The following is a 26,887-nucleotide window of genomic DNA, read 5'->3' on the forward strand; positions in this document are numbered from 1 at the left end:
ATCGCGCACAGGATGACCATCCTCTCGTGATTTTCCTCTATAATTCTGTCATGGTGCCACCAACGGCCCGCAATCTCGGTCAAGAAGGTCGATGCTCAAAGCCCGCGTGATCCCCTGCCTCGACGTCAAGGACGGCCGTGTCGTCAAGGGCGTAAATTTCGTCGATCTCGTCGATGCCGGCGATCCAGTCGAGAGCGCGCGTGCCTATGACGCGGCCGGCGCCGACGAATTGTGCTTCCTCGACATCGCCGCCACCCATGAGAACCGGGGCCTGCTGCTCGACGTGATCAGCCGCACCGCCGAGGCCTGCTTCATGCCGCTCACCGTCGGCGGCGGCGTGCGCGCGGTGGAGGACATCCGCCAGCTTCTCCTCGCCGGCGCCGACAAGGTCTCGATCAATTCGGCCGCGGTCGCCGACAGGCAGTTCGTAGCCCGTGCGGCCGAGAAGTTCGGCCAGCAATGCATCGTCGTCGCCATCGACGCCAAGAGGGTCTCGACCGAAGGCGAGGCAGCCCGCTGGGAGATCTTCACCCATGGCGGGCGCCGCCCGACCGGCATCGACGCCGTCGCCTTCGCCGAGGATGTCGTGCGGCTCGGTGCCGGCGAATTGCTGCTTACCTCCATGGACCGCGACGGCACCAAGATCGGCTTCGACCTCGATCTCACCCGTGCGATCGCCGACAGGGTCGGCGTGCCGGTGATCGCCTCGGGCGGCGTGGGCACGCTCGAACATCTGGTCGAGGGCGTGCGCGACGGCCATGCCAGCGCGGTTCTCGCCGCCTCGATCTTCCATTTCGGTACCTTCTCGATCCGGCAGGCCAAGACCTATATGGCCGAAGCGGGGCTGCCGATGCGTCTCGACGGATTGGCAGCATGAGCTTTTCCTTGACCGATCTCGAAGCCCGGGTGGCCGAACGGGCCAAGGCGCCGCCTGAGCAGTCCTGGACGGCCAAGCTGCTGGCCGGCGGACCGCCACGTGCCGCCAAGAAGTTCGGGGAGGAGGCGGTGGAACTCGTCATCGCCCTCACCGAGGGCGAGGAAGGCCCGATCGTCGCCGAAGCCGCCGACGTGCTCTATCATTTGCTCGTCGGCCTCAAGGCGCGCGACATCCCGCTCGCTGCGGTCCTGCAGGAGCTCGAGCGGCGCACCGGCCAATCCGGCCTTGCCGAAAAAGCGTCCCGTCCTCGATGACGCCGACAGTTGAGGGGCAGGCAAACGCCATGGACCAGCTCGTGAAGTCGCCCGTGTCTCCCTATTCGGTGTTCACCCGCAGCGAATGGGCCAAGCTGAGGGCCGACACGCCGATGACCTTGACGGCGGCCGAGCTCGACCGCCTGCGCGCCCTCAACGACCCGGTCTCGCTGACCGATGTCGAGGAAATCTACCTGCCTCTGTCGCGCTTGCTCTCGCTCTATGTCGCGGCGACGCAGGGCCTGCACCGCGCCACCCAGCGCTTTCTCGGCACCAGCCAGGGCAAGGTGCCCTATCTCATCGGCGTGGCCGGCTCGGTCGCTGTCGGCAAGTCGACCACCGCCCGCGTACTGCGCCAATTGCTGACGCGCTGGCCGAACACGCCGAAGGTGGACCTGATCACCACCGACGGCTTCCTGTTCCCCAACGCCTTCCTGCGCGAACACGGCCTGATGGAACGCAAGGGCTTTCCGGAAAGCTACGACACCCAGCGCCTGCTGCGCTTCCTGGCCGACATCAAGGCCGGCCAGGGCAAGGTCACGGCGCCGGTCTACTCCCACCTCGTCTACGACGTGGTGCCGGGCGAGATCGTCACGGTGGACCAGCCCGACATCCTGATCGTCGAAGGGCTCAACGTGCTGCAGCCTGCCCGCCTGCCCCGCGACGGCAAGGCGATCCCCTTCACCTCGGACTTCTTCGACTTCGCCATCTATCTCGATGCCGAGGTGGCGCTGCTGAGGCGCTGGTATGTCGAGCGCTTCATGACCCTGCGCGAGACGGCCTTCCGCAATCCGCTCTCCTTCTTCCGCAAATATGCCGACCTCACCGAGGCCGAAGCGCTGGAGACCGCCCTCGGCCTGTGGAGCCGCATCAACCAGCCCAACCTGATCGAGAATATCCTGCCGACCCGCCCGCGCGCCGACCTGATCCTGCGCAAGGGCGACAGCCACGACATCGAGCAGGTCTCGCTCCGCAAGCTGTGACGAGCGGCAGAAGCGAGCCATTCAGCCTCGAGAGGCGCCGCCCCCGGCCTGCTCCGTGAGAAAGGTGATGAGCGCGGCGACGCCGAAGGCCGCGCCCACCGCGCATATACCCGGCCAACCGGCATGGACCCAGGCAAAGCCCGACAGCCCCGCCCCTGTCGACGTCCCGATGAAAAACAGACCCGTGAACAGGCCGTTGACGCGCCCGCGCGCCTCCGGCTGCAACAAATTGATGGCGCGCCGCCCCAGGGTCTGGTCGCCGACGACGCCAAGGTCGAGCAGAACCGCAGCGGCGACCAAGGTCGCAAGCGCGCCATGGAACGTTCCCGGCGATGCCCCGCGCGCCAGGAAGTCGCCGCCGATCTCGGCCAGGACCATGGCGCCGATCACGGCGAGATGAGCGAGCAGGGTGGCGCCGCGCGTCCTCCCCTTGTCTCCCGCACGTCCGGCGAGCGGCGCCACCACGGCACCCGCAGCACCGGCGAAAGCGAACAGGGCGATTCCGGTCTGGCCGAGACCAAAGGGGGCCTGAGCGAGACGAAGCGCCACAGACGTCCAGAACACGCCGAAGGCACCCATGCATAGCGCCTGGTAGGTCGCACGCCGCCGCAATACCGGCTCCTGGCGCAGTATCGTCCACAGCGACCCGATCAGCCGCGCATAGCTCACGGCGCCCGCCGGCTGACGGCGTGGGATGACGAAGGCCAGGATCGCCGCAAGGACGGCGACGAGAACGGCAAGGCCGCCATAGAACCAGCGCCAGCCTGCGATCTCCGCCACGAGACTGGCGGCAGGCCGCGAGAGCAGAATGCCGATCATCAGGCCGCTCATTACATTGCCGACGACCCGACCGCGACAGGCGGGCGAACTCAACTGGGCAGCGGCCGGCACCATCATCTGGATGGCACTCGCCGCCAGGCCGCAGACATAGCAAGCAGCCAGGAACAAGGCTGGTGTCGGCGCACAGGCGACAGCCGCCAGGGCGACTGCCTCGACCGCCAGCGTCGCGACGATCAGGCTTCGATTTTCGACGATGTCGGCCAGAGGCACCAGGAGAAACAGACCGCTGGCGTAACCGAGCAAGGTAAGCGTGGTGACGAACCCCGCTTCGCTGGCACTGAAATCGAAGGCAGGGCCAATCAGGCCGATGAGCGATTGCGACGCAAAAAGACCAAGCACGGCGATCGCGACGGAGACAGCGAACAGGAATGTGAGTCCGGCGGGCAGACCGGAAACCGGTTCGGCCGGCGTCGGTCCCGCCTCGGTGGTCGAGACGGAAGATGTCGAGATGGAAGACGTCGAGATGGAAGACATGGCGCTGTTTCCCGATGCGAAGATCAGGTGCGATTTTGCATCCATCCTAATGGAGTGATAATAGCTATTATTATTGAATAATTATTCCGAATTTTGTGATAATATGGCCAGCATCGAGCAATATGAAGCCTTCGTCGAGACGGTCGAACGCGGCAGCCTCACGGCCGCTGCCCATCATCTGAACCGATCCCTGCAGGCGGTCAGCCGGGCGATCGCGTCGCTCGAGGAGGAACTGGGTGTCGAGCTCATCCGGCGAACGACGCGGCGCCTGCAGACGACGCCGACCGGGATGGTCCTGCGCGAGCGCTTGCGCGCCGCCCTGAAGGACATCGACGATGCCCGGTCGGAAGCCCGGCGCGAGGCGCAACGCATCGGCGGCCTGTTCCGTATCAGCGCCTCGATCCATTTTGCCTCTCGCTTCGTGGTGCCGACCGCGGTGGCATTCGCCCAGCGCTTTCCGGAAGTCGAGATCGATTTCGTGCTCGACGACGCCCTCTCCCACCTGATCGAGGAGCGCTTGGACGTCGCGATCCGGGTTGGCGATCTCGGCGCTTCCAGCCTGCGGTCCCGCCGAATCACGCAGCTTCGCCGTGTCATCGTGGCTGCCCCTGCCTATCTGATGCGGCACGGCTATCCGCGTACCCCCGCCGATCTCTCGACGCATCTATGCGTCATCCGCACCATCGGACCGGAGGGCGATGCCTGGCCCTTCCTGGTCGACGGCGGCCTTGTGCGCATCCCGGTCAAGGGCCCCTTGAAATGCAATGACGCCGCCGCCGCCAATGCCGCTGTCCTTCTCGGTGCCGGCATCGGCATCGCACCGCTCTGGCAGGTGCGCCAAGAGGTCGATGACGGCCAGCTGGAATTGCTTCTGACGGACTACGAGCCGCCACCGACCCCCGTGAGTGCGGTCTGGCCCGCCAATGTCGGCACCCCGGCACGGACCCGTCTCTTCATCGAGATGCTCGCCCACCGGCTGACGGGCGAGCGGATCTGAAAAGACGTTCCCGGCGATGGGCCATGTTCCACTCACCGCTGCGGATGGACGAAGCGGCCCGGTTCCTCCATGATCCCTTGCACGCAATTCTGGGACCAACACCAGATTCCCGGCATGCATTGGGGAGCGCTTCATGGGGACCAGCACCGGCACGGCAGCCATTCATCGCCCGCTCGACCTCGATCCAAAGCGGGCGGGACGCCTCGATCGGGCCCATTACGGCATCATCGACATCGGCTCCAATTCGGTCCGCCTCGTGGTCTACGACCAGCTCGGCCGCGCCCCGCTGCCGCGTTTCAATGAAAAATCGCTCTGCCGTCTCGGGGAAGGCCTGGCGCAGACCGGCCTGATCTCCGTCGAGGGGTTCCGCCGGACGGTCGAGGCCGTGCGCCGTTTCCGCGCCGTGGCCGACGCCATGGGCGTTGCCCGTCTCGATGCCACCGCGACGGAGGCGGTGCGCCGGGCCGAGAACGGCAAGGACCTGGTCGAGGCCATCCGGACGGAGGCGGGCATCGATGTGCGTATCCTCAGCGGCGCCGAAGAGGCCCGATTTGCGGCGCTCGGCGTGATCTCCGGCTTCCACCGTCCCGTCGGCATCGTCGGCGACATGGGCGGGGGCAGCCTGGAACTGGCCGCTGCCCTGGATGACCGGGTCGGCGAGGACTGGGTCAGCTTCCCCCTGGGAGCCCTGCCGGTCGAAGCGCTGATGCAGGGTCCGGACGATGCGAAGCGGCGGATCGATGCGCTGCTGAAGGAGAAGACGCCGACTTCCTTCCTGAAGCAGCCGATTTTCTTTGCGGTCGGCGGAGGCTGGCGGACCTTCGCCAAGGCCCATATGGCAATGCATGCCGCGCCGGTCCCGGTGGTGCATGGCTACCGCATCCCGGCGAGCGAGGCCCGCGCTTTTGCCAAGACATTGCTGCGCCTGCCCCTCGCCAAGATCGCCGAATTGCCGGGCATATCGCGTCGGCGCGCCCGCACCATGCCGGCCGCCGCCCTGGTGCTGGACCGCGTGCTCAAATATCTCGCGCCGGACGAGGTGGTGTTCTCCGCACTCGGCCTGCGGGAAGGCTGGCTCTATTCGCAACTCGATGCCGAGGAGCGCTATCTCGATCCGCTGGTCGAGGGTGCCCAGTTGATCGGGCTGCCGGGTTCGCGCGTCCCCGACTTTCCGCCCGCTTTGGTTGCCTGGACCGAGGGTCTGTTCGCGGACGAAAGCCCGGCCGAAAAGCGCCTGCGCGTCACCTTGTGCGCGCTTTCGGATCTGGGCTGGCGCGACCATCCCGACATCCGGGCGGAGGAAAGCCACCGCCGCGTGCTGCAATTTCCCTTCATCGGCCTGGACCACCCGGAGCGAGCCTTCCTGGCCATCGCGCTTCACGCCCGCCACGCCGGACGGCTCGACGCCCCCTATCTCGCCGGGGCGCTGAAACTGCTGTCGCCGGCGGAACGCCGCCGTGCCGAGATCCTCGGACGGGCCCTGCTGGTGGCCTATCGCCTGTCCGGCGGCACGCCCGCCGTGCTGGCGAATTCGCGCCTGTCGATCGGCTCGAACCGCCTGCGGCTGGAAGTCGGCCGTTCGGCCCGCGTGCCGGACAGCGAGGCGGTAAGCGAGCGCCTGTCCCTGCTGGCTGCCGCGGCCGGGGTCAAGTTCTCGGAGATCACCGAGCTTGCCGAGGACGTCTGACTTTCGGAGAGCGCCGGCGACTGGCTCATCGGCCGTGATGTGCGGCGATAGCCCGGCATTGGAGGGGCGATCCCGTTCCATTTCGCGATCAGGCTGTGGCGATCGCCCCTCCTTGTGCCGTGCCTTTCGGCGTGGACACTTCAAGGACCTTGCTGTCATCCATCAGTTTTCTTGACTGGCACGCTCCGGACAGGCCGCGCTAGAAAGCGCTCGCCATGCTTGTCTTGTCGCACCGGCTGACTATAGTCGCGCGCGATTTTCGTCGCCGGGTTATCCGCCCGGCGCCAATCCCAACCCGAAAGCTCCCTAGATGTCCAAATCCGTCAAGAAGGTGGTGCTCGCCTATTCCGGTGGCCTCGACACCTCGATCATCCTGAAATGGCTGCAGACCACCTATAATTGCGAGGTCGTCACCTTCACCGCCGATCTCGGCCAGGGCGAGGAATTGGAGCCGGCGCGCCAGAAGGCGTTGCTGCTCGGCATCAAGCCGGAAAACATCTACATCGAAGACCTGCGCGAGGAATTCGTGCGCGACTACGTCTTCCCGATGTTCCGCGCCAATGCCCAGTATGAGGGGGTCTACCTGCTCGGCACCTCGATCGCCCGCCCGCTGATCGCCAAAAAGCAGATCGAGATCGCCGAGAAGACCGGGGCCGATGCCGTCTGCCACGGCGCCACCGGCAAGGGCAACGACCAGGTGCGCTTCGAGCTCGGCTACTATGCCCTCAAGCCCGACGTCACCATCATCGCCCCCTGGCGCGAATGGGACCTGCGCTCGCGCGAAGCCCTGATCAAGTTCGCCGAGGAGCACCAGATCCCGATCGCCAAGGACAAGCGCGGCGAGGCTCCCTTCTCGGTCGACGTCAACCTGCTGCACTGCTCCTCCGAGGGCAAGGTGCTGGAGGATCCGGCGGTCGAAGTGCCCGATTACGTCTATTCGCGCACGGTCAATCCGGAAGATGCGCCGGATACCCCCACCGTCATCACCATCGACTTCGAGAAGGGCGACGCCGTCGCCATCGACGGCGTGAAGATGAGCCCGGCCACTTTGCTCGCCCAGCTCAACGAACTCGGCCGCATCAACGGCATCGGCCGCCTCGACCTGGTCGAGAACCGCTTCGTCGGCATGAAGTCGCGCGGCATGTACGAGACGCCCGGCGGCACCATCCTGCTGCCGGCCCATCGCGCCATCGAGAGCATCACGCTGGACCGCGGCGCCGCCCATCTCAAGGATGAGCTGATGCCGAAATATGCCGAGCTTATCTACAATGGCTTCTGGTTCTCCCCCGAGCGCGAGATGCTGCAAGCCCTGATCGACAAGAGCCAGGAAGCGGTGACCGGCTCGGTCCGCCTCAAGCTCTACAAGGGCGGCGTGCATGTCATCGGCCGCGAGAGTCCCAACTCGCTCTACAGCCAGGACCTCGTCACCTTCGAGGAAGGCGCCGTGGCCTATGACCACCGCGACGCCGCCGGCTTCATCAAGCTCAATGCCCTGCGCCTGCGCACCCTCGGCAGCCGCAAGCGCAAGCTGGGCGTCTGATCCGGTTCGCATCGAATTTGAAGTTGATCGCGGCCCTTCCCTCCCCAGGGAAGGGCTTTTTGTTTATCAAAGCGCTTCAGATCGGCAGCATTCAGGCCCAGCCGAACGATAGCGTGTTAACTTTGATGCATTGCAGCAAATAATTTTCGCATCGCAAGATAACCCTTTGAAGTAAAATAGAGCCGTTTCTTTGGATCACCCCAAAGAATGCTCTGCGATGATACGATCTCATATCAAAGATCGCATTGATTAATCGTAATACAATTGCAATGATCGTGCCCGTTGGTCCTCCAGAGACCCGGAACACGAGCAAGGCACTCCCATGATCAGGAAATTCGTCTTGGCTGTTGCCGGCGCGATAATGGCGCTGGCAGCCTCCCTCCCGATGGCGCACGCCGCCCCGAAGACCTTCTACTGGATATCCCATGGCGGCCCGGCCGACCCGGTCTGGACCTATTTCCTGGCGGGCGCCAAGCAATGGGCCAGTGACACCGGCAACACGGTCAACACCTCCTTCCACAATGGCGACGTTGCCTCCCATCAGGAAGCGGTGCGCGCGGCGATCGCGGCGGGTGCCGCCGGCATCGTCACCACCAGCCCGGATCCCGGCAGCCTGATCAAGGTGGTCGAGGAAGCCAACGCCAAGAAGATCCCGATCATCAACTTCAACACGCCCGACCCGCAGGCCAAGTTCGGCGCCTATGTCGGCGGCGACAATGTCAAGTTCGGTGCGGCCTGGGCCCAATATCTGGTCGACAAGAAGCTGGTGAAGTCGGGCGATTTCGTCTGGATGCCGGTGGAAATCCCCGGTGCCACCTATGGCGTGCAGGAGGAACAGGGAATTTCCAGCGTGTTCAAGCCGCTCGGCATCACCTGGGAAGTCACCGAGGCCACGCTCGACCAGGCCGAGGTCATCTCGCGCATGACCGACTACCTCACCACCAACCGCAAGAAGATCAAGGCGATCATCGGCCTTGGCGACCTCGTCACCGGTTCGATCAAGCGGGTGTTCGACCAGGTCGGCGTCAAGCCCGGCGAAATCCCGGTCGTCGGCTGGGGCAATTCGCTCGACACCACCCAGGAAGTGCTGAACGGCTATGTCAACGCCGCGCAGTGGCAGGACCCGCAGGCGACCAGCTATATCGCCCTGTCGATGGCGGCCATGGCCTCCAGCGGCATCCGCCCCGGCTTCAACGTCATCACCGGCGCGCTCTATGAGAAGGATGCCGCCCAGCAATATGACGACATCCTGAGCGGCAAGAAATAGGGCATTCACAGGCGCGGACGGCCGGGAATGGCTGTCCAGCGCGGTGATCTCTTTTGATATCGTCGGAGACACCGACCGTTGTCATGCCCGGGCCTGCCCCGGGCATCCAGGCGGGCGGGCCACCGCCTGCGCGGCAGGCTGGATTGCCGGGTCAAGCCCGGCAATGACAAAAGTCGAGCCAATCCCAATATCGCCACACCGCCCCCGAAGCGCCCCGCATCCGCCACCATCACCCGCCAAGGACTTCTCGTGGAACAACGCTCCCTGCTCCAGCGCGCGATCGCCCGGCCGGAATTCGGCCCCTTCGTGCTCCTGGTCGTCGAACTCGCCATCTTCGGCGGCATCAACCCCGATTTCCTCTCCGCGGACAATCTCAGCAACATCCTGGCCTTCACCGTCGAACTCGGCTTGATCGCCCTGGCGATGACGCTCTTGATGACCTCGGGCGAGTTCGACCTCTCGGTCGGCTCGCTCTTCGGCTTCTCGCCGGTGCTGATGTGGACGCTGTTCAACTCCGGCGCCACCCCGCTGTGGACAGCCTTTCTGATCGCCCTCGTCGTCGCGGCACTGATCGGCTGGGTGAACGGCCTCTTCGTCACCCGGCTGAAGATCCCGTCCTTCCTGGTAACGCTCGGCATGCTGCTGGTGGTGCGCGGCACGGCCCTCTTCGTCACCAACGGCTTTCCCCAGCGCACCTGGAACGCCGGCGACCAGCCGCTGGCCGAGATCCTGGTCGGCACCTTCTATGTCGGCAGCTTTCGCGTCTACATGTCCCTGCTCTGGTTCGCCATCGCCGCCATCGTGCTCGGCTATGTGCTGACCAAGACCAAGGCCGGCAACTGGATCCAGGCGGCCGGCGGCAATCCCAATGCGGCCCGTGCCCGCGGCGTCAATGTCGACGCCACCAAGGTCTGGCTCTTTATCCTGTGCTCCGTGCTTTCGACCCTGGCCGGCATCATCTCCTCCATCCGCACCTCCTCGGCCAATCCCAATTCGGGCACGGGCTATGAGCTGGAGGTGATCGCCATGGTGGTGATCGGGGGTACCGCGCTCACCGGCGGCCGAGGCACCATCATCGGCACGGTGCTCGGCATCTTCATCCTGCGCGTGATGCGCAACGGCATCGTGCTGATCGGCGTGCCGGGCCTGGCCTACAACATCTTCATCGGCGCGATCATCTTAGGGATGATGGCCCTGCATTCATGGCTCGACCGCCGGCATCAGGAAGGGAGGTGAGCGATGGCTGAGACCAGCGAACTCATCCGCATGCAGAACATCGCCAAGTCCTATGGCCGCATCCGCGCCATCGAGGATGTCACCCTCACGGTGAACCGGCGCGAGATCGTCGGGCTGCTCGGCGACAACGGGGCGGGCAAGTCGACCCTGATCAAGATCCTGTCGGGGGCGGTGGCGGCCACCTCCGGCGACATCTTCGTGCGCGGCAAGAAGGTGGAGATGCGCTCCACCACCGATGCGATCGCCCAGGGCATCGAGACGATCTACCAGGATTCGGCCCTGGTGCCGCAACTCTCGATCGCCCGCAACCTCTTTCTGGGACGCGAGCCGATCAAGGGACCACGCTTCCTCAACCGCCTCGACCAGGCCAAGATGAACGAGGTGGCGACCACGCTGCTGAAAAGGGTCGGCATCTCCAAGAACATCGCACCGACCACGCCGATCGGCTCGCTTTCCGGCGGCGAGCGCCAGGCGGTGGCCATCGCCCGCGCCATGCATTTCGACAGCGACCTGATCATTCTCGACGAGCCCACCAACAATCTGGGCGTGGCGGAGACGCAGGGCGTCCTGAATTTCGTGCGCAATGCCCGCAGTTCCGGCCATTCCTGCATCTTCATCGCCCACAACATCCACCATGTCTTCCAGGTGGTTGACCGTATCGTGGTCATGCGCCGCGGGCGCGTCGTCGCCGACGACATCGATCCCAAGCAGACCAGCGTGGAGGCGGTGGAGCGGGTGATCACCGGTATGGATCACTGAAGAGCGGCCGGCCCTCTTCCTGGGACCGCCAGCATCCTGCTGGCTCTTCTTTCTGACGAACGCCCCGGCACCAAGGAGCCGGCAGGATGCTGGGGCCCAGGGAAGGATGCATTATGGCGTCTGCCCCGAAAGGGTGAGCCCGACTGCACCATCGTAGAGTGGCGCATCCGGCCAACTCGTTTATAACGGCCGGACTCTTTCCTTCCCCAGGGACATCGAAGCTCTTCATGAAGAAACTCGTCATTTTCGATCTCGACGGCACGCTTGCCAAGAGCAAATCGGCCATCGATGCCGAGATGGCCGCCCTTCTGGGCCAGCTTCTCACCGTCGCCCAGGTCGCCGTGATCTCGGGCGGCGACTGGCCGCAATTCGAAAAGCAGTTCCTCGCCAATCTGCCCGCCGGTGATCGCTTCGACCGGCTGCATCTGCTGCCGACCTGCGGCACGAAATTCTTCCATTTCGACGGGGGCAACTGGGTCCCGGTCTATCGCGAGGACCTGTCGGCCGAGGACAAGCAGCGCATCGTCGCAGCGCTGGAGGCGGCTTTCGAGCAGGCCGGCTTCAAGCCCGAGCGGATCTGGGGCGAGCGCATCGAGGATCGCGGCAGCCAGATCACCATGTCCGCGCTCGGCCAGGAAGCACCGCTCGAAGCCAAACACAGCTGGGATCCCGATTTCAAGAAGCGCACCATCCTGAAAACCTATCTCGACAAGTCGATCCCGGATTTCTCGGTGCGCATGGGCGGCGCCACCTCGATCGACGTGACCCGGCAGGGCATCGACAAGGCCTATGGCATCGCCAAGCTGCGCGACCGGCTGGGCATTGCCATCGAGGAGATGATCTTCGCCGGCGACGCACTGTTCCCCGGCGGCAACGACTATGCGGCCAAGGAGGCCGGCGTCGATTCGATCCGCGTCAGGGATCCGGAGGAGACCAAGCGGGTGATCGAGACGATCATCGCCTGCCTGGGGTAAGAAACTGAGGCGCTTCACAACGGCGAGCTCCTGCGCCTTGGTAAAGTACGCTCTATCGCCCTCGGCTATCTGCTTCGCATATCTCGGCCGAGCCGGACAAAACACAATAATCCTTCCCCGGTTTCGGGGAAGGTAGCGCTGCGTAGCAGCGGCGTAAGGGAGAGAGTGGCGCGAGCGAGCTTCTTTTCTTCAGCGCCACTCTCCCCCACCCAAGCCGGCTTCGCCGGCCCCAGCACACACAAATTGTGTGTGCGACCTCCCCGAAGTCGGGGAGGGATCTCTGCGCCATATCTTGGAACGCTGCGAGTCTACGGACAAGGCAAGCTCTTTCACCGAGCGATCGATCACCGCTCCTGCCGCCCCGCGATATGTTTTTCCAGCGCCGCCGCGACCTTGCCGGCACCAAAGCAGCGGAAACGAAACGTGCCCTCGTCATGCTCGACGGCGACGATGCCGGTGACCCAGCCGAATTCCCGCCAGGTCTTGCGGATGGCGGCCATCGGGATGTGGACGGGCTGCAGGCCTGTGTGAAAGGCCTTGTTCAGGCCATTGGCGGCGAAGGACAGCCCATCCGGCGTGATCTCGACGCGACCGCCGACCCACAGGCCTCCCGCCTTGCTGCTCACCCGCCTAGCCGCATCGACCGCGACGCCTGGCACCAAGCGCGACGGCGTCGCATTGGGAATGAGGGCGTTGCAAAGCTTACGGATGTGAAGATCTGTCATGTTGTCTCTCTTGGAGGCTCGCCCTATCCGAAAATTCCGATTAGAGATATTTGTCAGACAACGGAAGCGCCGACCTGCCATGCGTAGCTTCACCTGGCCGGGTCGGACTGCGCGTTGCAGCACAAATCGAATTGGAATCGGGAGGAACCCATGTCGGGTCAAGGAAAGATCGCCATCGTCACGGGCGCCGCCAGCGGCATCGGCAAGGCCGTCGCGCATGCCCTTTTGGCCGATGGCTGGTCCGTCGTGTTCACGGGGCGTCGCAAGGAGGCCCTGGAAGCGGCGATCGCCGAAAGCCCGCATACGGCCTCCGCCCGCGCCATCCCCTCCGACGTCACCGATCCCGCTTCGGTTGCGGCATTGTTCGATGCCACCGTCGCCGCCCTCGGCCGTGTCGATCTCGTCTTCAACAATGCCGGCACGATCGCTCCCGGCGTGCCGATCGAGGACCTGCCCTTCGAGCAGTGGAAGGCGGTGATCGATACCAACGTCACCGGCGTGTTCCTGTGCACCAAGGAGGCTTTCCGCGTGATGAAGGCGCAGGAACCGCGCGGCGGGCGCATCATCAACAATGGCTCGATCTCGGCCACCGCGCCGCGCCCGAATTCGGCGCCCTACACCGCCTCCAAGCATGCGGTCACCGGCCTGACCAAATCCTCGTCGCTGGACGGGCGCAAATATGACATCGCCTGCGGCCAGATCGACATCGGCAACACGCTGACGCCGATGGCGTCCAAGATGCCGGGCGGCGTGCCGCAGGCGGACGGCTCGATCAAGCCCGAGCCGACCTTCGACGTGAAGCATGTCGCCGATGCGGTGGTCTACATGGCCGGCCTGCCGCTCGAGGCCAATGTGCAGTTCATGACGGTGATGGCGACCAAGATGCCGCTGGTCGGGCGCGGGTAAGCGAAGTATCCGGGTGCGCGGGCATCACAGCGCGCATCTGGAAGCACCGTATATCCAGGATGGGAAGAGCGGGCATCGCGACACGCATGTCGCTGTGATGCCCGCGCACCCGGGAAACCGCCTTCAGGCTCCCGGCTTGCCATGATATTTGGCGGGCAGCCGGTCATCCGCAGCTGGCGCCTCGCCACCCTCGCGGCTGAGGAAAGCCAATGCCCAATCGATGTCACCATCGGCCCGTCGCTGTGCAAAGAACTCCGCTGCGGTCAGGGCCGAAAGCTTTTCGGCAACAGCCGACACGATGAACTGATTGATCGTGGTGCCGTCCTGCCGCGCGAACTCCTCGACGGCCTTCTTCAAGGAAGTCGGCATTCTCAAAGCATAGTTGCTGGAATGAGCCATGGTCACAACCTTTCGAGCACCTCGGCCGGTGCCTGGATTTCAAGTCCGAACCGCAACGCCTGGGGCAGGAAATCGCGCCTGTTGAAGGTCACGATCGCATCGACTCGCCCATTGACGGCCGCTTCCAACACCATGTCGTCATTTGGATCCCGTAAGATCGGACGCCACAGGAATCGGATGGTGACCGGCTCGATTACACCGGCCAAAGCCGCCAGAAACCGATCGACCTGACTGCTATCGATGCCACAGCCGACAAGATGCTCTGGCCGCTTCAGGACCGCCTCATATTCCAGGAATATCGGTATACTGGCAGCCATTGCCAATTGACCGCGAAGCACCAAACGAAGCACTTCGGCGGACGCGCCAGTGGGGCTTCGCAGAGCCGTTACCAGGACATTGGTATCCAGCACCAATTTCATATCGCATATGATATGAAATTATGTGCTTTTGTCAAGATCAGGCGCGGGACGGCCTACTGTATTCAGGCCCCTCTCCTCGCCGCGGGCAGCGCGCAGATCTCCTCGCCAGAGAAGGTACGCGAACGGGTGATGAAGCGTTTTTCCGTGCCGTTCTCCAGGGAGAACATGCCGCCGCGCCCCGGCACCACGTCGATGATCAGCTGGGTGTGACTCCAGGCAGCAAATTGCGGGGCGCTGATATAGACGGGGGCATCGCCGATGCTGCCCAGCAGCACGTCCTGGTCCCCGATGATGAACTCGCCTTGGCTGTAGCACATCGGCGAGGAGCCGTCGCAGCACCCGCCCGACTGGTGGAACAACACGGGGCCGTAGCGGGCCTGGAGACTGGCGATCAGGGCGAGGGCGGCCGGTGTCGCCGTCACGCGCTCTATAGTGATGTCGTCCATGATGCTTCTCCCGTACCGAAATGCATCGCGCCCCTCGTCCTTGCGAACGCAGTGAAGCAATCCAGCTTTCGCCGGGTACCGTATTGTGGCGTCAGGATTGCTTCACTACGTTCGCAAGGACGATAGTCGGTTAGCTTCAGCAGCGCCGTCAAAAAAGGCCGCCCGGCGTGAACCGGGCGGCGAAGGCGATCCCCGGAGCAAAGTGCTCCGGCACGGATCAGAAGAAGCCAAGCTTCTTGGGGGAGTAGCTGACCAGCATGTTCTTGGTCTGCTGGTAGTGATCGAGCATCTTCTTGTGGTTTTCGCGGCCGATACCGGACTGCTTGTAGCCGCCGAAGGCCGCATGAGCCGGATAGGCATGGTAGCAATTGGTCCAGACGCGACCGGCCTGGATGGCGCGGCCAAAGCGATAGGCGCGCGTGCCGTCACGTGTCCAGATGCCGGCGCCAAGGCCGTAGAGCGTGTCGTTGGCGATGGAGAGTGCTTCCTCGTCATCCTTGAAGGTGGTGACGGAGACCACGGGCCCAAAAATCTCCTCCTGGAAGATCCGCATCTTGTTGTGGCCCTTGAACACCGTCGGCTTGACGTAATAGCCGCCGGCGAGTTCGCCCGGCAGTTCGTTGCGCTCGCCGCCGATCAGCACTTCGGCGCCTTCCTGGCGGCCGATATCGAAATAGCTCAGGATCTTCTCGAGCTGTTCGGAGGAAGCCTGCGCACCGATCATGGTGGTCGGGTCGAGCGGGTCGCCCTGCTTGATGGCGGCGACGCGCTTCAGCGCCTTCTCGATGAAGCGGTCATAGATGCTTTCATGCACGAGCGCGCGGCTCGGGCAGGTGCAGACCTCGCCCTGGTTGAGGGCGAACATCACGAAACCCTCGATCGCCTTGTCGAGGAAATCGTCGTCTTCGGCGGCAACGTCCTTGAAGAAGATGTTGGGCGACTTGCCGCCCAGCTCCAGCGTCACCGGGATCAGGTTCTGGCTGGCATATTGCATGATGAGGCGGCCGGTGGTGGTCTCACCGGTAAAGGCGATCTTGGCGATCCGGTTGGAAGAGGCCAAAGGTTTGCCGGCTTCCAATCCGAAACCATTGACGATGTTGAGTACGCCGGGCGGCAGGATGTCGCCGATCAGTTCGGCCAGGACCAGGATAGAGGCGGGGGTCTGCTCGGCGGGCTTGATCACCACGCAATTGCCGGCGGCAAGTGCCGGGGCGAGCTTCCATATCGCCATCAGCAGCGGGAAGTTCCAGGGGATGATCTGGCCGACGACGCCGAGCGGTTCATGGAAATGATAGGCGACGGTGTCATGGTCGATCTCGGAGATGCCGCCTTCCTGGGCGCGCAGTACGCCGGCGAAATAACGGAAATGGTCGACGCCGAGCGGCAAATCGGCGGCGGTGCTCTCGCGGATCGGCTTGCCATTGTCCCAGGTCTCGGCCAGAGCGAGCGTTTCCAGATTGTCTTCGATCACCTGGGCGATGCGCAGCAGCAGCAGCGATCGTTCCGTCGCGCTGGTGCGGCCCCAGGCGTCCTTGGCGGCATGGGCCGCGTCGAGGGCGGCTTCGACGTCAGCGGCATCGGAACGAGCGATCTCGCAGAGGACCCTGCCGTTTACGGGCGAGGTGTTCTCAAAATATTTGCCGCTGCGCGGTTCCTGCCATTGGCCGCCGATGAAATTGCCGTAGCGGGGCTTGAACAGCGTTCCGGGCGAGCGGACGATCTCGGGCTTGTTCATCAATTTCCTCCTTCAGCGCGCCAATTGAGGTTCTGGGACTGGCGTCGTCTGGCTGGGAGGATGGGCGTGACGGGATGGCTTGTCAGGATGGGGATGCACGATGGCGGGGACGATGTGTCTCATCGGTGAGACAGATTTGGGGAGCTGGTCTTCAGACCCGCCGGGGCCTTCCTGCAAACGCTGCGTTTCCAGGCCGGCCCGAAGACCAGCCCCCTCAGCTCTCCCGCCCGAGGCCCAGTCGTGCGATCTTGCGATGCATGGTGGCGCGACTGACGCCGAGGAGCCGGGCTGCGGCAGAGACATTGCCTTTCGCCCGCGACAGTGCCTGGCGCACGGCGGCACGCTCGCCGGCAAGCAACCCCTCGCCGGGCAGCACCGTTTCACCGTCGACGAGATCACTCGCGGGGAAGGGATTCCGCAGATGCTCGTCCGTCAACCCATAGACGAGGCGGGCCGCGCGGCTGGCCCCGATGACGAGGTCTTCCCGATCGACGGCCAGCAGGCCGGCAGGACCATTGCCGGCGTCGGGACCGACCAGGATGCGCGCATGGCGGAAGGCCTCGCGGAAATGCTGGGTCTCGATACGGGTGGCCGCGTCCCGTGTCGCCGCCGCCACCAGCTTGAGCAGGGCCGGCGTCAGATCGGAACGGCAGGTCGAGACATCGAGCGTGCCCATTAGCCGGCCATTCGCGTCCCAGATCGGCGCCACCGTGCAGCTCAGGCCGATATTGCGGGTGAGGAAATGCTGGTCGCGATGGATGGTCAGTGCCCGCCCTTCGGCGATGCAGGTGCCGACACCGTTGGTGCCCTCGCTCTGCTCGCTCCAGACCATGCCGGTCCACAGGCCGAGGGCCTCGAAATCGGCATCGTCTCCCGCGACGCCACGCCGATCCAGCGGCACGCCGTCATCATCGGTAAGCAATACGCAGCAACCGGCCTCGCCGACCGCCTGGAACAGGCGGTCGAGGGTTGCCTGCGACAGCCGCACCAGCAGTTCCATGCGCGACAAGGCCGCCTTGAATTCGCTGTCGCCGAGGCGCAGGGGCGGAGGGGAGTGGTCGGGGTCGAGACCATAATGGCTGAGGGAGCGCGACCAGGAGGCCGCGACCGCGGACTGGGCACCCGAGGTGCCGTCATTCAAGGTTGCATAGACCAGATCCGCATGATGCACGCGGTCCGACTTACCCATTCCTGGCATTCGCTCCGCCCTCCGCATGCATTGCGATAGGGGGAGCCCGAAAGGCCGCTCCCCGGCATCGACGCGGTTAACGGCATCTTCCGCTGGAATTTCCTGCCCTGTCAATCGCAGTTGCGATTTTCATCGCCATCCAAAACGTTTTGGAAAACGAATTTACTATTCGATGCGTCAACATCGCGCAGAGTGCCAGCGTGATTCAATCCGTCAGGAATGCTTGGCTCGAGATGTTTGGCAATTGAAGGCATCCCCTCAGGGAACCCTCACCAGGGAACCGTCTGACCCCGATAGTCGAGATATTCCAGGCCGGGCCTGCTGCGTTTTTCGAGAAGCACATTCACCAGGCTCGGCACACTCTCTTCAATGGACAGACGTCCGCCGGGACCGCCCATGTCGGTACGAACCCAGCCGGGCGCCATCAGCACCATCGGGCGCGCCTCTAGGGCATGGCGTGCCGCATAGCTGCGCATGAACATGTTCAGGGCCGCCTTGCTGCCGCGATAGACTTCGCGCATGCCGGATGTGTTGTTGCCGACGCTGCCCTGTCCCGACGACATCACGCCGATCAGGCCCGTTCCGGAGACGAGGTCTCCCAAGGTTTCGATGACGCGCAGGGGGCTCAAGGCATTGGTGACCATGACACGGATGAATTCCTCGGTCGTCACTTCCGCGATGGTTTCCTCGGGATTGTTGGTGACGCCGGCATTCACAAACAGGATGTCGAACCGGCGCCCTTCCAACCGGGCGCGGAGCGCTGCGACCTCGGCCGGCGCGCAGATGTCGACGGTTTCGATCTCGACCCGGTCGCCATGTTCGTCGGCAAGATCATGCAGTCTCGTTCGGCCGGCCCCGGCACGGACGGTACCGACGACATGCCAGCCCTTCCCGGCGAATTCGGCGGCCATGGCGTGGCCGAGACCCCGGGAGGCTCCGATAAGCAGGACGGAGCCGGCGGGCTTTGGAGATAAGGTATGAGGCATGGCTTCAAGGCTCGCTGCTGGTGTGATCGGCCAGCAATAGGCCGAGGCGAATAGCCTGCGCCAGACGCACGAGATGCAACAAACGAATGCACATGACGCGCGATATGCTCACCGCTCGGCGGACAATCCGCCCAATCAAGGCACGAGGTGAGCTCTCGGAATTCCGTCTAGAGCAAAATGACTTTTCTCCGAACTGTCATTTTTCCCTAACTCTTTGTTTTAACGCACTTTCTTAAACGAAAAGTCTACCAGCTTTTCTGAAAAATGCTCTAGGCGCTGATCCTCGGCCGGCCCGAGGCCCGGGCCGTCACCAGTGCCTCGACGAACAATTCGCGGCCCTCGGCCAGGATCTTCTTCTCGTCCACGCTCACCGAGGTCTCGACGGTGGCGGCACCTGCGGTCAGCGCATCGCTCTCTGCCTGGATCCGCGCCGCTTCCTGAGCATGGACCAGCGCTTCACCGAGATCGAGGATGTCTCGCGTGCCCGACCGCGTGAACACCCGGAAGATCCCCTCCACCGGTTGCAGTACCTTCACCTCTGCCGAGACATGCACGCCGCCGACCACGGCACCGACGGCATTGGCGACCTCGGCATGTTCGGGAACCAGCGAAGGCGCGCCGACCAGGCCGGCGATATCCCCGTAATAGGTCGCGGCCGAGGCACCGAGCCCGACCACCGGCGCCGTCAGCGACAGGCCGATCTTGACGAGGCCGCTATGGCCGTCGAGCGCCGCCACCGCCAAGGCATGGCGCGACAGGCCCGCCTCGCGGAAGCCGTCCTCGGCCAAGGCGCATTCCAGCAGGAACTCGGCGGAGCGGCGGGTGAGGGTCTCGATGATGCGCCGTGCCAGGTCCTCGGCGCCATCAGCATAGGGCAGCCCCATGGCGTTGCGCCGCCTGGCGAACAGGGTCAGCCCCTTCTCGGCCGCCGGCTTGTCCCAGGCGTGATGCAGGCCGAGCTGGTGGGCCGCGTCGGACGGTGTCAGCGCGGACATGATGGCCAGGCGCCGATTGACCAGGCGCTGCAGGGCATTGAGTTCACGCCGGTTGTTGATCAGCTTGTCGGCGGCCATCGGCCCAGCCTCCAGCCGCGCCAGCACCTCGGCCTCCAGCGCCGGCAGTTCCGCCAAAGGCGGGTGCAGGCGCAGGGCGAAGCGGCCGAAGAGGTCGTTGGGCAGATCGGCCCGGAGCTGCCGGTCGAGCGTCGAATGCACGAGGTCGGCATGGCTGTCGGCAAGCAGGGACAGCGGCACGGCACGGCGCGGACCGAGCTTGAGCGACGTATCCAGGCCGTGTTGCTCGATCGCCACCTCGCTGTCGCCGCCGAGGCCGCAGGTGCGGATGGCGATCGCCTCCACCATGGTACGGAAACCGCCGATCAGGGCGCCGGCCGGATCGATGCGGGGCCTGGCACCGCGCAGCACGACGACATCGGTGGTGGTACCGCCGATATCGGAAATCAGGGCGTCCGGGGCGCCGGCCAGGAAGGCGCCGCCCACCGCGCTGGCGGCCGGGCCGGAGAAGATCGTCTCGATCGGCTTGGCCTTGGCGACCTCGGCCGCCACCAGCGAGCCGTCGCCGCGCACCACCATCAAGGGCGCGGCGATGCCGAGCGCGGCGAGGCGCCCCTCGGTCGCCGCGATCAGCGCCTCGAGGAGATGGATCAGGCGCGCATTGAGCACGCAGGTGAGCGCGCGCTTCGGCCCGTCCAGCTTGGCCGAAAGCTCGTGGCCGCAGGTCACCGGCAGGCCGGTTTCACGCCGCAGGATCTCGCGCGCCACGATCTCATGGCTGGGGTCGAGCACGGCAAAGCGGCCGGTCACCGCAAAGCCGGTCAGCCCCGGCGCCAAAGCGCGGGCCTGTTCGACCAGGCCTGCCTCGTCGAGCGGCGCACGGACCTGGCCCATGGCGTCATGGCCGCCGGCAATCAGCAGGACCGGGTCGCCGTTCAAGGCCGCCTTGAGATCCGGCCGCTCGGCATCGGCGGCATCGAAGCCGATATAGACGAGGCCGACGCGCCCACCCTGACCCTCCACCATGGCGTTGGTGGCGAGCGTGGTGGAGAGCGAGACCAGGGCGATGCGCGCAGGCGCAATGTCGGACTGAGACAGCACCGCGCCGACGGCGCCGCCGACACCGATGGCCAGATCATGATGGGTGGTGAGCGACTTGGCCTTGGCTAGAACGCCCTTCTCCTCGTCATAGAGGACGGCGTCGGTGAAGGTTCCGCCCGTATCGATACCCAACAAAACAGCCATGATGTCAGCCACTAGCAATCAGATCTTTTTTTGCTGATACGCGAATTCGGGCTGCGCCGCTCGCTCATACCCGCATTTTTTTGGCACTGGCGGCCTTTCCCAGGGGGTAAGGCACGCTCGGAGCAAAGCGTATTTAGGCGAAAACGCCGCTTTGCTCTAACTCTTCGCTTCGATGCGTCTTTGCGATTCGAGGTGAGACGGTGAAATCGCAAACTGCTTCGGCTATAGGGCGTTGCGGTGGCCGTGAGCGAGGAGATCCGCCCTCTCCTGCGCCCGGGCACTGCAGATATCGATGGCTTAAACATCCTAATTGATGCTTTAAACATCAATATTAAAATTTGGTATTTGATAAATGCGAGGCTGCCTATGATCACCGCTGCCCAGATGCGCGCTGCCCGTGCCCTGCTCGGCATCGACCAGCGCCAGCTCGCCGACCTGTCGGGGGTTTCCCTGCCGACGGTTCAGCGCATGGAGGCGAGCGAAGGCAATGTTCGCGGTGTGGTCGATACGTTGACGAAAGTGATCGAGGCGCTCGATCGCGCCGGCGTCGAGCTGATCGGCGATAATGCCGTCAGCCGCGAGGGCGGACGAGGCGTGCGCCTCAAGCTTCCCAAGCTGCCGGAAATTCCCTCGGCCTGACCCGGAGTGCAGCTCGCGGCGACGGGCACCATGCAGGCCGTCGCGCCCAGCTGGCGGCACCGAAGGATACGAATCCGAGCGGAGGTTTCCAATGAAACAGCTTGTTTTTCGACCTTCCCCCATCTCTGATGGCAGACAGTATCGGAGGTTGCACGGATGAGAATTGCTGCACCCGCCTTCCTGCTCATGGGCCTCATCCTTGCGCCACAGCTGGCCTTGGCAGCGCAGGCCAAGGCTTCGATCGCTCAATGGAAAACCCTGAACAGCCAATGCCGAGGCGGCAGCGGCGACGATCCCGTCACCCGGCATGCCTGCGATCAGCGCGACGCCCTCACCAGGCAACTCGCCGAGACCGGCTGGTGCTTCGGCCGCAAGGACGATCCCGACGCGGCCGCCTATCAATGGCACCGCTGCACGGCGAAATCCCTGCGCCCCGAATAAAAAAGGCCGGCCTGGAACGATGTCCGGGGCCGGCCAAGCCGCGCTGCGACGGACCGAGGCGGAGGCCCGTCATGCGCAAAAGCGTTTTGCGATTTGGTGAAATCACTGAGAATCGCAAAGACGCGTCGGAACAAGGAGCTAGAGCAAACAAGCGTTCACACTCGAACGCGCGCTTTGCTCTAGGGATGTCCTAGGCTCCCGCCTTCTGCGGCAGGGGCTGCACCGGCACGCCGGGGAAGATCTTCTGGACATTGCCGACGATGATCTGGTCGGTTTCCTTGACCCCCTTGGTCACCGCGATGAGCGGTCCCTGCGCCGGACCAAGCTCGACCAGACGCATCTCGACCTTGCTGCCCTCGCCGACCACGTAGACATATTTGCCGAGCTGGCTCGAACCGAGGGCCGCCTGCGGCACCAGCAGCGTATCGGGCCGCTCGCCGACGCTCAGGCGCAGATTGACATATTGCCCCGGCAACAGGCTGCGATCGGCATTGGCCGTGGTGGCCCGGGCGGTGATGGTACCGGTGGCACGGTCGACGACATTGTCCAGGAAGGTGAGCTCGCCCTGATGGCTCGCCTCGTTCTGGCCGGGCACGATGATATCGGCCAGCACCTTGCCGGCTGCCTTGGCCTTGAGGATCTGGGTGAGTTCGGCTTCCGTCGGCGTAAAGGTCACATAGATCGGGCTGAGTTGCACCAGCGTGTTGAGCACCGTGCCGCCAGGGCTGACGAGCGTGCCGGCCGCGGCCTGGTTGCGGCCTATGCGTCCATCGAACGGGGCCTTGATCTCGGTATAATCGAGATTGAGTTCCGCCGCCTGGATCGCCGCCTTGTCGGCTAGGAGGGTCGCCTCACCCTGCTTGACCGCGCTGGTGCGCTGGTCGAACAGGTCCTTCGATAGGAAGCCTGTCTTGGTGAGGTCGTTGCCGCGGGTGAGGCTGGTCTTGGCATAGTCGAGCGCGGCGGTATCGCGCTCGGCCTGGGCCTTCACCTGCGCCAGCGCGGCCTGATAGTCGCGCGCGTCGATGCGATAGAGGACGTCACCCTGCTTCACATCGGTGCCGTCAGGTACGGCCTGGTCGAGCATATAGCCCGAGACCTTGGCCTGCAGGGCGATGCTGCGGATCGATTCCGTGCGAGCCGGGTAGTTGAGGAAGAGCGGAATCGACTTCTTGACCACGGAGGCCACCGGCACCGGCATGGCCTGCATGGCCGGTGCCGGATTGGCCGAGGCCGGCTTGCTCAGCACCCCAGCCAGGAGTTCCTGACCGGCAGCCAGAAGATGCGGCTTGTCCTTGAGGTAGTAGCCCCCGCCGGCGGCGGCGACCACGACGATGGCGGTGGCGATTTTCCAGATACGCATCGGTATCCCCTTATTCGGCGGCCTGGATCCGGGGCGGCACGGCCTCCTCGGACTCCTCAGGCGTACTATCGGTATGGTGTGAATCTTTCCTGGCGGAGAGCCGGCGCTCGCGCCAGCGCTCGATGATGGCGTAGAACACCGGCACGAAGACCAGCGTCAGCACGGTGGCCACCAGCATGCCGCCAAACACTGCGGTACCAAGCGACTGGCGGCTGGCCGCACCGGCCCCGGTCGCCTTCACCAGCGGCACCACGCCCAGGATGAAGGCGAAGGCCGTCATCAGGATCGGGCGCAGGCGCAGCCGGCCGGCTTCCATCGCCGCCTCGACGATGCCATGGCCCTGCTCGCGCAGATGCTTGGCGAACTCGATGATCAGGATGGCGTTCTTGGCGGCGAGGCCGATCAGCATGACGAAGCCGATCTGCGAATAGACGTCGAGCTGCATGCTGCGCAGCCAGATGGCGAGCAGCGCACCGAACAGGCCGAGCGGCACCGCGAGCAGGACCATGAACGGCATGGACCAGCTCTCATATTGCGCGGCCAGGATCAGGAAGACGAACACGATGGCAAGGGCGAACACCGCCGCTGCGATCGAGCCGGCCTTGAGCTCCTGGAAGGTGATGCCGGTCCATTCATAGTTGAAGCCGTTCGGCAGGGTTTGGGCTGCGACCCTCTGCATCGCCTCGATGGCCTGTCCCGAGGAATAGCCCGGCGCGGCGGCGCCATTGATCAGGGCAGCGCCGTAATTGTTGTAATGGGTGACCGTCTCCGGCCCGACGATCGGCTTCAGCGATCCTAGGGTCGACAGGGGCACCATGTTGCCGGTGGCGTTGCGGACATAGAGGCGGCTGATGTCGCCGGGATCGGCCCGCGAATCCTTGTCGGCCTGCAGCGTGACGCGGAAGGTTCGCCCGAACTGGTTGAAGTCGTTCACATAGAGCGAGCCGAGATAGATCTGCAGGGTGTTGAAGATATCGGGCAGGTTCAAGCCCAGGAGCTTGGCCTTGTTGCGGTCGAGGTCGTAGTTGAACTGCGGCGTCGAGGTCGAGAAGGTGGTGAACAGGGTCTGCGGATTGAGCTCGGGCTGCTTGCGCGCCTCGGCGAGCAGGGCCTGCGCCGCCTCGTTGACCGCGAAGGGGCCGCGTCCGTTCAGATCCTCGATCTGGAATTCGAAGCCGCCGGTGGTGCCGAGGCCCTGGATGGAGGGCGGCTCGAAGGCCAGCACGAAACCATCGGCAATGCCGAACAGCTTCGGGCGCACCTTGTTGACGATATCGGTGGCGCTGAGGCCGGGGCCGCGCTCATCCCAAGGCTTGAGGATGGCGAATTCAACCGCGGCGCTCGACTGCTGGGCATTGGTGAGGAAGTTCAGGCCGGAGATCGACATGATGTCCTCGACCCCGGGCTCGGCCATCAGGATCTGGCGCACCTGCTTGGCGGCGGCATCGGTGCGTTCGAGCGAGGCACCGTCCGGCAATTGCAGGACGACGAAGAAATAGCCCTGGTCTTCCGAAGGCAGGAAGGTGGAGGGCACCCGTGTCGAGATCCAGTAGGTGGCGGCCAGCACGATGGCAAAGGCCCCCATCATCAGCCAGCGCAGCTTGATGAAGCCGCGCACGGAGGCGGCATAGCCGTGCGACAGCCTGTCGAAGCCGGCATTGAACCAGCGGAACAGGAAGAAGCGCGAGGCCGGCTTGTGGCTGAGGAACGCCGCCGACAAGGCGGGGCTCAAGGTCAGCGAATTGAAGGCCGAGATGCCGACCGAGATCGCCACGGTCAGGGCGAACTGGTTGTAGAGCTGGCCGGCGACACCGGGAATGAAGGCGACGGGGACGAACACCGCCATCAGCACCGCCGTGGTGGCGACGATCGGGCCGGTGACTTCCTTCATGGCGATCTTGGCCGCCTGCAGCGGGGGATGTCCCGCCTCGAGCTGTCGTTCGACGTTCTCCACCACCACGATGGCGTCGTCGACGACGAGGCCGATGGCGAGCACCATGCCGAGCAGCGAGAGCATGTTGAGCGAGAAGCCCATGGCCAGCATTACCACCATGGTCGCGATCAGCGACACCGGGATGGCGATGACCGGGATGAGCACGGTGCGCCAGTTCTGCAGGAAGATGTAGACGACGAGGACCACGAGGATGAGCGCCTCGACCAGTGTCTTGACGACGTCCTCCATCGCGGCCGACACGAAGCGGGTCGTGTCGTATTTCATCGAATATTCGATGCCCTTGGGGAATCGCGCCGAGAGCTCCTTCATCTTGGCTTCGACGGCTTCCTTCAGCTTGAGCGAGTTGGAGCCGGGTGCCTGGAAGACGCCGAGCACCACCATCGGCTTTTCGCCGTGATAGGCCGAGGACGAATATTGCAGCGAACCGAGCTCGATGCGGGCGACGTCACGCAGGCGCACCACCGAACCGCCGGCCGGATTGGCGCGGACGACGATGTTGCCGAACTCCTCCGGATCGCTGAGGCGGCCGGTGGCGTTGACCTGCATTTCGAAGGCGGTGCCCGCCGGAGCCGGGTTCTGGCCGATCTTGCCGGCCGCAACCTGCACGTTCTGCTCGGCGACGGCGTTCTGTACGTCGACGGCGGTGATGCCGAGATTGGCAAGCTTGTCGGGATCGAGCCAGATGCGCATGGAATAGCGCCGCTCGCCGAAGATCCTGACGTCGCCGACGCCCGGCAGGCGCTTCAGGGGATCGACGATCTGCAGATAGGCGTAGTTGCTGAGCGCGACCGAATCGACCGAATTGTCGGGCGAGGTCAGGTCGACGATCAGCACGAAGTTGGGATTGGCCTTGGTGACCGAGACACCGGACTGGTTGACGATCGCCGGCAACGAGGAGGCCGCCTGAGCCACGCGATTCTGCACGTCCATCGCCGCGATGTTCAAGGGATAGCCGACATCGAAGGTGACGGTGATGTTGGAGGAACCGTCATTGGAGCTGGCCGAGGACATGTAGATCATGCCCGGCACGCCGTTGATCTGCTGCTCGAGCGGCGTGGTCACCGTATCGGCGACGACCTGCGAGCTGGCGCCGGGATAGGAGGCGCTGACCTGGATCTGGGGCGGCGTGATGTTGGGAAACTGGGCGACCGGCAGCAGGAAATAGGCAATCGCCCCCGCCAGCACCATGATGATGGCGATGGCCGAGGCGAAGATCGGACGTTGAATGAAATAATTGACCATGGTGAAGCTCTGCGTCAGCCGCCTTGGATGCCACCATGTGGCATGACGGTGTCAGAAAATGTCAGGAGGATCGGCGGCATGTCCTGCGCTTCGGCGAGACGGCGGGCCTGACCGGTGAGCATCGTCCTCAATGAAACCGGATCGACCCTGTCGGCCCGCATGAGGGCAAGCGTCAGCGGATCGTTCAGCAACTGATCGATGGTCATATTGCAGCCTTGCTGAGCCATGACTCCTCCA

Annotated in this window: 25 protein-coding genes; 13 read left to right on the forward strand and 12 right to left on the reverse strand. The window is 64.4% G+C overall.

Going from position 1 to position 26,887, the window contains the following annotated elements; translation table 11 throughout:
- The first annotated feature begins 91 nt into the window (after positions 1-91).
- From hisF to coaA, 3 genes are read left to right on the forward strand one after another with little or no spacing between them, the layout of a single operon-like run.
- Positions 92-877: an imidazole glycerol phosphate synthase subunit HisF gene (gene hisF / locus ACTJKX_RS31925; protein ID WP_394312657.1), complete on the forward strand. Its 786-nt coding sequence runs from the start codon at positions 92-94 to the stop codon at positions 875-877.
- Positions 874-1,191 (forward strand): phosphoribosyl-ATP diphosphatase, encoded by a 318-nt coding sequence (locus tag ACTJKX_RS31930; protein WP_311939105.1) that lies wholly within the window; start codon positions 874-876, stop codon positions 1,189-1,191. Before hisF ends, ACTJKX_RS31930 begins: the two co-directional genes overlap by 4 nt.
- 29 nt (positions 1,192-1,220) lie before the next feature.
- Entirely contained in the window at positions 1,221-2,174 is a 954-nt protein-coding gene (gene coaA, locus ACTJKX_RS31935) for a type I pantothenate kinase (RefSeq protein WP_082979986.1), read from the forward strand.
- A 21-nt stretch (positions 2,175-2,195) separates the two neighbouring features.
- On the opposite strand, the gene ACTJKX_RS31940 is transcribed toward coaA, so the two are convergent.
- Positions 2,196-3,488: an MFS transporter gene (locus ACTJKX_RS31940; RefSeq protein ID WP_440727725.1), complete on the reverse strand. Its 1,293-nt coding sequence runs from the start codon at positions 3,486-3,488 to the stop codon at positions 2,196-2,198.
- A 103-nt stretch (positions 3,489-3,591) separates the two neighbouring features.
- On the opposite strand from ACTJKX_RS31940, the gene ACTJKX_RS31945 reads away from it, so the two are divergent.
- From ACTJKX_RS31945 to ACTJKX_RS31975, 7 genes are all read left to right on the forward strand, one after another.
- The gene (locus ACTJKX_RS31945) at positions 3,592-4,485 is read left to right on the forward strand and encodes a LysR substrate-binding domain-containing protein (RefSeq protein WP_440727726.1); all 894 of its coding nucleotides are present in this window, start codon (positions 3,592-3,594) and stop codon (positions 4,483-4,485) included.
- Between the two features lie 133 nt (positions 4,486-4,618).
- Positions 4,619-6,172: a Ppx/GppA phosphatase family protein gene (locus ACTJKX_RS31950; protein WP_440727727.1), complete on the forward strand. Its 1,554-nt coding sequence runs from the start codon at positions 4,619-4,621 to the stop codon at positions 6,170-6,172.
- A 310-nt stretch (positions 6,173-6,482) separates the two neighbouring features.
- Positions 6,483-7,712 carry an argininosuccinate synthase gene (locus ACTJKX_RS31955; protein WP_440727728.1) on the forward strand — a complete coding sequence of 410 codons (1,230 nt, stop codon included), beginning with the start codon at positions 6,483-6,485 and terminating at the stop codon, positions 7,710-7,712.
- Between the two features lie 361 nt (positions 7,713-8,073).
- Entirely contained in the window at positions 8,074-8,979 is a 906-nt protein-coding gene (locus tag ACTJKX_RS31960; RefSeq protein WP_440727741.1) for a substrate-binding domain-containing protein, read from the forward strand.
- A gap of 249 nt (positions 8,980-9,228) precedes the next feature.
- Positions 9,229-10,215: an ABC transporter permease gene (locus ACTJKX_RS31965; RefSeq protein ID WP_440727729.1), complete on the forward strand. Its 987-nt coding sequence runs from the start codon at positions 9,229-9,231 to the stop codon at positions 10,213-10,215.
- 3 nt (positions 10,216-10,218) lie between these two features.
- Complete coding sequence (locus ACTJKX_RS31970; protein WP_149253257.1) at positions 10,219-10,974, forward strand: ATP-binding cassette domain-containing protein; 756 nt, start codon at positions 10,219-10,221, stop codon at positions 10,972-10,974.
- Positions 10,975-11,201: 227 nt separating this feature from the next.
- Positions 11,202-11,948 (forward strand): HAD-IIB family hydrolase, encoded by a 747-nt coding sequence (locus tag ACTJKX_RS31975; protein ID WP_311939090.1) that lies wholly within the window; start codon positions 11,202-11,204, stop codon positions 11,946-11,948.
- A gap of 344 nt (positions 11,949-12,292) precedes the next feature.
- Here ACTJKX_RS31975 and ACTJKX_RS31980 read toward each other — a convergent pair whose 3' ends face one another.
- Entirely contained in the window at positions 12,293-12,673 is a 381-nt protein-coding gene (locus tag ACTJKX_RS31980; RefSeq protein WP_367623789.1) for a hypothetical protein, read from the reverse strand.
- Between the two features lie 150 nt (positions 12,674-12,823).
- Here ACTJKX_RS31980 and ACTJKX_RS31985 point away from each other — a divergent pair, with 150 nt between their 5' ends.
- Positions 12,824-13,579 carry an SDR family oxidoreductase gene (locus ACTJKX_RS31985; protein ID WP_440727730.1) on the forward strand — a complete coding sequence of 252 codons (756 nt, stop codon included), beginning with the start codon at positions 12,824-12,826 and terminating at the stop codon, positions 13,577-13,579.
- A 123-nt stretch (positions 13,580-13,702) separates the two neighbouring features.
- Here ACTJKX_RS31985 and ACTJKX_RS31990 read toward each other — a convergent pair whose 3' ends face one another.
- The 7 genes from ACTJKX_RS31990 to ACTJKX_RS32020 form a co-directional block, all read right to left on the reverse strand.
- Positions 13,703-13,978, reverse strand: a complete 276-nt coding sequence (locus ACTJKX_RS31990) for a toxin-antitoxin system HicB family antitoxin (protein ID WP_311939084.1) — start codon at positions 13,976-13,978, stop codon at positions 13,703-13,705.
- Positions 13,979-13,980: 2 nt separating this feature from the next.
- Positions 13,981-14,388, reverse strand: coding sequence for a putative toxin-antitoxin system toxin component, PIN family (locus tag ACTJKX_RS31995; RefSeq protein WP_440727742.1), 408 nt, complete (start codon positions 14,386-14,388; stop codon positions 13,981-13,983).
- Between the two features lie 71 nt (positions 14,389-14,459).
- Entirely contained in the window at positions 14,460-14,843 is a 384-nt protein-coding gene (locus tag ACTJKX_RS32000; protein WP_440727731.1) for a DUF779 domain-containing protein, read from the reverse strand.
- A 217-nt stretch (positions 14,844-15,060) separates the two neighbouring features.
- Positions 15,061-16,578, reverse strand: a complete 1,518-nt coding sequence (gene adh, locus ACTJKX_RS32005; protein ID WP_149253252.1) for an aldehyde dehydrogenase — start codon at positions 16,576-16,578, stop codon at positions 15,061-15,063.
- A 214-nt stretch (positions 16,579-16,792) separates the two neighbouring features.
- Positions 16,793-17,767 carry a GAF domain-containing protein gene (locus tag ACTJKX_RS32010; RefSeq protein WP_440727732.1) on the reverse strand — a complete coding sequence of 325 codons (975 nt, stop codon included), beginning with the start codon at positions 17,765-17,767 and terminating at the stop codon, positions 16,793-16,795.
- A 269-nt stretch (positions 17,768-18,036) separates the two neighbouring features.
- A complete protein-coding gene (locus tag ACTJKX_RS32015) occupies positions 18,037-18,753 on the reverse strand; it encodes an SDR family NAD(P)-dependent oxidoreductase (protein ID WP_440727733.1) in 717 nt (238 codons plus the stop codon).
- A gap of 269 nt (positions 18,754-19,022) precedes the next feature.
- Positions 19,023-21,011 (reverse strand): hydantoinase/oxoprolinase N-terminal domain-containing protein, encoded by a 1,989-nt coding sequence (locus ACTJKX_RS32020; protein WP_440727734.1) that lies wholly within the window; start codon positions 21,009-21,011, stop codon positions 19,023-19,025.
- 366 nt (positions 21,012-21,377) lie between these two features.
- On the opposite strand from ACTJKX_RS32020, the gene ACTJKX_RS32025 reads away from it, so the two are divergent.
- Both ACTJKX_RS32025 and ACTJKX_RS32030 read left to right on the forward strand, forming a co-directional pair.
- Positions 21,378-21,650 (forward strand): helix-turn-helix domain-containing protein, encoded by a 273-nt coding sequence (locus tag ACTJKX_RS32025; RefSeq protein ID WP_149253249.1) that lies wholly within the window; start codon positions 21,378-21,380, stop codon positions 21,648-21,650.
- A 156-nt stretch (positions 21,651-21,806) separates the two neighbouring features.
- Positions 21,807-22,091 (forward strand): hypothetical protein, encoded by a 285-nt coding sequence (locus ACTJKX_RS32030; RefSeq protein ID WP_440727735.1) that lies wholly within the window; start codon positions 21,807-21,809, stop codon positions 22,089-22,091.
- 190 nt (positions 22,092-22,281) lie between these two features.
- On the opposite strand, the gene ACTJKX_RS32035 is transcribed toward ACTJKX_RS32030, so the two are convergent.
- From ACTJKX_RS32035 to ACTJKX_RS32045, 3 genes are read right to left on the reverse strand one after another with little or no spacing between them, the layout of a single operon-like run.
- Entirely contained in the window at positions 22,282-23,454 is a 1,173-nt protein-coding gene (locus ACTJKX_RS32035) for an efflux RND transporter periplasmic adaptor subunit (protein WP_311939072.1), read from the reverse strand.
- Between the two features lie 10 nt (positions 23,455-23,464).
- A complete protein-coding gene (locus ACTJKX_RS32040; protein ID WP_311939071.1) occupies positions 23,465-26,650 on the reverse strand; it encodes an efflux RND transporter permease subunit in 3,186 nt (1,061 codons plus the stop codon).
- 14 nt (positions 26,651-26,664) lie between these two features.
- Complete coding sequence (locus tag ACTJKX_RS32045; RefSeq protein WP_311939070.1) at positions 26,665-26,877, reverse strand: hypothetical protein; 213 nt, start codon at positions 26,875-26,877, stop codon at positions 26,665-26,667.
- Positions 26,878-26,887: the final 10 nt, after the last annotated feature.

The organism is Labrys sp. 22185, from assembly GCF_052045555.1.
Classification (GTDB): domain Bacteria; phylum Pseudomonadota; class Alphaproteobacteria; order Rhizobiales; family Labraceae; genus Labrys; species Labrys neptuniae.